The following is a 5,404-nucleotide window of genomic DNA, read 5'->3' as shown; positions in this document are numbered from 1 at the left end:
CGGGGTGGGCCGGCGGCCCGCGCCGGGCCGGCCGCCCGGGCCGCTCGCCCGTAGGCGGGGGGGGGGCGGTGGGGCGCGCGCCGGGCCGGGCGGCCCCCCCCCCGCCTCTCCGTTCGGTGCGGCCCTCCGTTCGCTGCGGCTCGCCGTTCGGCCCGCCTCGCCGTTCGGCCCCGCTGCCGCGCGCGGGACGGCGGGCCCCTACTGGCCGGCGTGGTGGACGAACCGGTAGGTGTCCCGGTCGAGTTCGGTGACCTGGACGCCGATCGCGGCGGGCCCGGCGATCCGGGCGCGCAGGGCGGCGAGCACCCGGTCGCTCAGCGCGGCGCGCTGCTCGACGCTGCGGCCGGCCAGGATCTTCACCTCCACCAGCACCACGGCCTCGCCGCTAGCCCCGTCGCCGACGCGGTGGTGGTCGGCCGCGCGGAAGACGGTCTTGCAGTCCGCCACCGTGGTGTCGATCACCTCGGCGATCGCCTGGTGGACCTCGGTGGCCAGGGCCGAGCGGTCGAAGTCGAGTTCGGCCGAGTGGTCGACCAGGATCTGCGGCACGGGAACCTCCGGGAGAGTGTCGTCGGACCCCCGACGCTACCGGACGCCGTCGGCGCTCCCGGACGCGCCCGGGGCCCCGGCGCGGGGTGCGGCGCCGGGGCCCCGGGGGTTCCGAGGGAACGGGTGGCCGGGTCAGCAGCCGAAGTCGATCTTGCGGAAGGTCGCGTAGTGGTCGGCGGTGTAGTAGTCCTCGTGGTACTGCTTGCCGGTGACGACCCGCCGGGCGCCGCGGGTCGGCGAGCCCGGGGTGACCACGGTGTACTCGTGGTAGTAACCGGTCGACTGCGCGGGCAGCACGCGCTCCCTGTTCTGGAAGACGACGCCGTCCTGGCTGTACGGGAAGGGACCGCCGGAGGCGATCAGGTCGAGGGTGGTGTGGGCCTGGGAGGGCAGGGCCGAGAGGCACACCGAGCCGCTCACCGCGGCGTGCGCCTCGGTGGCGACGGCGATCGGCGCGAGGGTCACCAGGGCGACGGCGGCGGTGGCGGCGACGCGGGTCTTCCACGCGCGTAGAGTTCGGGTCATGACAACCAGGATGGCCGCCGCCGGGTGCCACCGGAAGCCCCGTTCCAACTCTTCACCTCCGGTCAACTCGACGTACCCTCGGGTGCCTTGACCTGGTCAGCGGCCCACCCGGGCTCAGCCGCGGGACAGCACCAGCGACTGCACCGACGGGAGCCTGCGCCAGTCGCTGGAGACGATGCTCGCGTGCGCCTTCGCCAACTGCTCGGTGCGGGCCCGCGCCTGGTCGGCCGTCGGGTCGGTGGCGCTGATCTCCGGGGCGACCAGGTGGGAGTCCGTCATCACCAGCAGGTAGTGGGCGCTGTCGTACCAGGCGGTGTCGATGGTCCTGACGTAGGTCGAGGCGTCGCCGTCGAAGACCACGAACCAGGGCCGGATCGAGGCGTCCGCGCCGGTGTACTGCCCGCGCGGGTCGCCGGTGGCCGCGCCGAGCACGGACGGGAAGACCTGCGCCTGGCCGATCCGGCCGGCCGCCGCCAGGTCCCGCAGGTGCCGGCCCTGCTCGACGTCGGTGTGCAGGGTGTCGAAGGGGTTGCCGAGCTCGACGGTGCCCGGGATCGCGTACAGCAGCACCCGGCCGGCCAGCGCCGAGCGGCTCGGCCAGTTGCCCGCCCGCACCGCCTCGTCCACGCTCGCGTACGTGCCGCCGCCGGGCTTGGCCAGCAGGTCGGCGGGGCGCAGCACGGCGGGGCCCAGGTGCTGGGCGATCAGCACGTCCAGCTGGTCCGGGCCCATCCCGAGGTTGGCCGAGTAGCCCGGCTTGAGCTCCAGCTTGATCACCAGCGGCCCGGCACCCGGGTGCGCGGCGAGCCAGACCCGGACGTCGTCCAGGCAGCTCTCCAGGTTCTGGTCGGTGCTGCCGGCGTAGAGCTGGGCGGGGGTGGTGGCGGCCGTGCAGTTGTTGGAGTTGCCGAACGGGTTGGAGTGGCTGACCTGCCACTGCTTGGTCACGATGTTCGGCCAGAGGTCCAGCTCGATCATCCCGGTGCCGGTGTCCAGGCCCTGGGCGAGGTACGGGAAGGCGGCCGGGTCGTAGGTGTTGTGGAGGCCGACGGTGGTCGCGGAGCCGAACGGCAGGTCGCCCGGCCCGCCCGGGGTGGCGTCCGCCGGGGAGGTCGGGACCAGCGCCGCCGCGGCGGCGATCAGTCCGGCGGCCAGGAATCCGGTCAGGGTGCGGCGTACGGTCATCGGAACGGTCCCCCCAAGTCGTGGGATGCCGGCCGCCCTGCTCCCGGGCAGCCTGACGAAGCATCGCCCGCCCGGGCGTGCTCAGGATGAAGAAGGCACGACAATAGCGTGACGGCTGCACCGCTTCTCCCCGACTCCCCTCCCCTTCCTCCACCCGCCCCACACCCGTCGCAGCCGCCACGCCCGGGGCGTTGACGGAGCGTCAGGGCACCGGAGCCCTGGGTTAGCGTGGCCCGCGACGGGGTGCGGGCGGCCGGCCCGTACCGAGGCGCCAGCAGCGGAGGAAGCCGATGTCCCTGGTCCGGGTCCACAACTTCTCGATCTCCCTGGACGGCTACGGCACGGGCGAGGGGCAGAGCCTCGACGAGCCCTTCGGCCATGCCGCCCACCGGCTGCACGACTGGTTCTTCGGCACCCGGACGTTCCGTCGGATGAGCGGCAAGGAGGGCGGTGCCACCGGCGTGGACGACGCGATGGCCCGCACCTGGAGCGACGGCATCGGCGCGGAGATCATGGGCCGCAACAAGTTCGGCCCGCAGCGCGGCCCCTGGCAGGACGAGGACTGGCGCGGCTGGTGGGGACCCAACCCGCCGTTCCACACCCCGGTCTTCGTGCTCACCCACCACCCTCGCCCCTCGCTGGAGATGGAGGGCGGGACGGTCTTCCACTTCCTCGACGCCTCCCCCGAGGAGGCGCTGCGCCGGGCCCGGGAGGCGGCCGGCGGCCTGGACGTGCGGATCGGCGGCGGTCCGAGCACCGTCCGGGCCTTCCTGGAGGCCGATCTGGTCGACCACCTGCACCTGGTCGTGGTGCCGATCGTGCTCGGCCGGGGCGAGCGGCTCTGGGACGGGCTGGAAGGGCTGGAGCAGCGCTTCCGCACCGAGGCGGTGTCCAGTCCGAGCGGCGTCACCCACCTCACCCTCACCCGGCCGTAGCCGCCGCCCCGGAGTCCGGGGGCCGGGACCGGTACGGACGACGGCGGCCTCCCCGCGGGTGCGGGGAGGCCGCCGTCGTGTCCTGCCGCCCGCCGGTGCCGGACGGCTACCGGATCAGGGCCGGTCGGATCGGGGCCTGCGGATCAGACGCGGTCGGCCGCGATCAGCACGTACTGGAAGGAGCCGTCCTTGTAGGACTCGATGAACGCCTCCTCGATGCCGGTCACCAGCGAGGTGGTGTTCCGCAGCTCCCAGTAGGGCAGGGTGTCCGGGGTCAGGTCGATCACGGCCTGGGGCACCAGGCGGTTGTCGGCCATCGCCCGCAGGTACTCGCGGCGCGAGTGGATGTTGCACTCGAAGTGGGCGTTGATCTGCGAGACCCACTTCGACGGCTGGCCGTAACGCGGGTTCCAGCAGCCGGTGATGGTCACGTACCGGCCGCCGACGCTCAGCACCCGGGAGTGCTCGGCGAACAGGTCGTGCAGGTCGACGTACATGCTGGACTCGTTGTTCCAGGAGCCCGCGGCCGAACCGGTCGCGACGGGCATGTCCAGCATGTTGGCGACCCGGGAGCGGACGTACTCGCCGATGCCCAGCTCGGCGGCGCGCTTGTTGCCGAAGTCGGCCTGCTGGGTGGAGAGGGTCAGGCCCTCGACCCGGCAGCCGAAGCGCTGGTGGGCCATCACCATCGAGCCGCCGCGGCCGCAGCCGGCGTCGACCAGGGTGTGGTCGGCACGGATCTCGCCGAGGTTGTCGAGCAGCAGGTCGGTCTGGGCGGACTCCAGCCGGTGCAGCTCGGCGATCACCTTCTTCTCGCGCTCGCTGTCGGTCGGGTCGCCGATCGCGGCGTGGTCGATCTCGCCGATGCCGTAGTGGTGGTGGTAGAGGCCGTCGACGTCACCCAGGCGAAGGTTGACCGGGCGGGCCTCGTGGTCCCAGTAGCGTGCGATGTCGCCCTGGTACGGAGTCGCCGGGCCGGGGATGGTGTTGCCGGGGGTGGTGATGTCGTCGGTCACGGACATGGGACAGCTCCTAGCGGATGTCAACGGAATGGTCAGGTCTGGTCAGGAATGATCAGGGTTGGTCAATGGGTGCCCGACAGGGGCGAACACCGCCGGCGGCGGCCGGTTCCACCACGACGGCCGGTTCCACCGCGGCGGACGGCGTCACCAGAAGTCGGGCAGGGTGTAGCGGTAGGTGTTGGTCTGGTGCCAGTAGTGGTTGCCGTCGACCCACGCGGCCACACCGCGCAGGAACCGTACGAGCGTGGGCACCGGGCAGGACACCGCCAGGGCCGCCGCCTCCGCCTCGAAGGCCAGCATCAGCTCGTTGTGGACCTCGACCGCCTTCAGGTAGCCCTCCTTGCGGGAGACGCCCTCGCGCTCGGAGATCACCACCGGCAGGTTCAGGTGCAGTCCGGGGCTGTTCAGCTCCTTCATGTACGAGTACAGGTCGTTGACGATGGTGGTCGCGTTGGAGGCCAGGGCGATCACCCGCTGCATGGCGGGCAGCGCGTGCAGCTCGGCGGGCAGCTCGTAGCCGCCGACGGTGTCCGTGATCGTCGGGCAGGGGCGGAAGTTGTTGAACTGGCGCATGGCCAGGTACTCCCACACCTCCGGGACGTGGTCCGCCTGGTCCCAGGAGGCCTCGGCCAGGTACCCGAGGTGCAGCCGCGCCATGTCGTGCCGGAACCGGTCCGACTGGGAGGGCGTGGCGGCCCGGGTGAAGTACTCCATCGCGGAGTGGTAGGAGCGCCGGGGCGCGTCCGAGGACAGCGACTCCTCCCACGCCGGGTGGTACTCCGGCGTGGTGTGCAGCGGGTCGAGCGCGGTGTGCGCGAGCAGCAGGCGGCTGCCCAGGCCGATCGGCGAGCCGCCGAGGTCCTCGCAGTAGCAGTCGTCGACCGCGTTCTCGGCCACCATCAGGCGGGCCGCGAGCATCAGGTGGTCGACGCTCGGCGCGTCCGGGTGGCAGGCCACCATGTAGCGCCCGGTGGAGAACCCGTCGAAGTCCTTCTCCCACTCCGGCGGGTAGAGCTCGATCTCCTCCATCGCCCAGACCTTGAGCGCGGCGCTGAGCGCCTCCACCCGCACCGGGTCGGGCTCGGCGATCGGGTGGTGGTAGAGGCCGGGGATCGGGTCGCCGGGGCTGGGCTTGCCGCCGGTCGGCGCCTGGGCGGCGGAGCCGGCGGCGGCCGGGGCCGCGACGGC

The 5,404-nt window shown here is 72.8% G+C and carries 6 protein-coding genes; 1 reads left to right on the top strand and 5 read right to left on the bottom strand.

The window, feature by feature from the left end; all coding sequences use genetic code 11:
- Positions 1–198: 198 nt before the first annotated feature.
- From AB0E96_RS37775 to AB0E96_RS37765, 3 genes are all read right to left on the bottom strand, one after another.
- Positions 199–549, bottom strand: a complete 351-nt coding sequence (locus AB0E96_RS37775) for an isomerase (RefSeq protein ID WP_359830870.1) — start codon at positions 547–549, stop codon at positions 199–201.
- 132 nt (positions 550–681) lie between these two features.
- Positions 682–1,074 carry a ribonuclease gene (locus AB0E96_RS37770; RefSeq protein ID WP_359830867.1) on the bottom strand — a complete coding sequence of 131 codons (393 nt, stop codon included), beginning with the start codon at positions 1,072–1,074 and terminating at the stop codon, positions 682–684.
- 114 nt (positions 1,075–1,188) lie between these two features.
- Complete coding sequence (locus AB0E96_RS37765) at positions 1,189–2,259, bottom strand: phosphatidylinositol-specific phospholipase C domain-containing protein (protein ID WP_359830864.1); 1,071 nt, start codon at positions 2,257–2,259, stop codon at positions 1,189–1,191.
- A 290-nt stretch (positions 2,260–2,549) separates the two neighbouring features.
- Between AB0E96_RS37765 and AB0E96_RS37760 the strand changes: the two genes are divergently transcribed.
- Positions 2,550–3,194 carry a dihydrofolate reductase family protein gene (locus tag AB0E96_RS37760; protein WP_359830862.1) on the top strand — a complete coding sequence of 215 codons (645 nt, stop codon included), beginning with the start codon at positions 2,550–2,552 and terminating at the stop codon, positions 3,192–3,194.
- A gap of 143 nt (positions 3,195–3,337) precedes the next feature.
- Here the strand turns inward: AB0E96_RS37760 and AB0E96_RS37755 are convergent, their stop codons facing one another.
- Together AB0E96_RS37755 and AB0E96_RS37750 are read right to left on the bottom strand one after the other, a co-directional pair.
- The gene (locus tag AB0E96_RS37755; protein ID WP_359830860.1) at positions 3,338–4,216 is read right to left on the bottom strand and encodes a geranyl diphosphate 2-C-methyltransferase; all 879 of its coding nucleotides are present in this window, start codon (positions 4,214–4,216) and stop codon (positions 3,338–3,340) included.
- A 144-nt stretch (positions 4,217–4,360) separates the two neighbouring features.
- Positions 4,361–5,404: family 2 encapsulin nanocompartment cargo protein terpene cyclase (locus tag AB0E96_RS37750; protein WP_359830858.1), on the bottom strand; the 1,044-nt coding region annotated here is incomplete at its 5' end.

The organism is Kitasatospora sp. NPDC036755, from assembly GCF_040636595.1.
Classification (GTDB): domain Bacteria; phylum Actinomycetota; class Actinomycetes; order Streptomycetales; family Streptomycetaceae; genus Kitasatospora.
The sequence above is the reverse complement of the archived record's forward strand: the minus strand, read 5'-3'. Positions and strand labels throughout refer to the sequence as shown.